Raw genomic sequence first — 615 nt, 5'->3', positions numbered from 1 at the left:
GCGCGGGTGTGCTGGACACGGAGCGCTTCGATGAGATGAAGGTGTACGTGGGACGTGGTGTGGGCGGCGGCTCCCTGGTCAACGGCGGCATGGCCGTGACGCCCGGTCGCTCCTATTTCAGCCGGGTCCTGCCCCAGGTCGACGGCGACGAGATGTACTCCACCTACTACCCTCGGGCGAACGCGGCCCTGCAGGTGGCGGCTCCGCCCGTCGACATCATCGGCACGGCCGAGTACTACCAGTACGCCCGCACCTCCGCTCGGCACGCCACGGCCGCCGGCTTCGAGGTGGTGAGCGTCCCGAACGTGTACGACTGGGACCATATGCGGCGTGAGCACGTCGGCCACCGCGGTGCCGTGCGCTCAGCCCTGGACCAGGAGGTGATCTTCGGCAACAACCACGGCAAGCGCAGCCTTCCGCGGACGATCCTCGGCACCGCGCGGGCCACCGGCCTGGTGAACGTCATCCCGTTCACGGAGGTCACGCGCATGGTGCAGACCCGCACGGGCTACGCGCTGTCCCTGAAGACCATCGACTTCCAGGGCAACGTCGTCGGTCAGCGGGTCGCGACGTACGACAAGGTGGTCCTGGCCGCGGGGTCCCTGGGCACCACGC

1 protein-coding gene is annotated in these 615 nt (G+C 69.1%); it reads left to right on the top strand.

All coding sequences use genetic code 11. The annotated features are described in order from the left end of the window. A partial coding sequence (locus ACH0AB_RS11925; protein WP_406878278.1) for a GMC family oxidoreductase N-terminal domain-containing protein occupies nucleotides 1–615 on the top strand: 615 nt, incomplete at both ends.

This window comes from Moraxella sp. 179-F 1C4 NHS (genome assembly GCF_045370505.1).
Classification (GTDB): Bacteria; Pseudomonadota; Gammaproteobacteria; order Pseudomonadales; family Moraxellaceae; genus Faucicola; species Faucicola tetraodonis.
The sequence above is the reverse complement of the archived record's forward strand: the minus strand, read 5'-3'. Positions and strand labels throughout refer to the sequence as shown.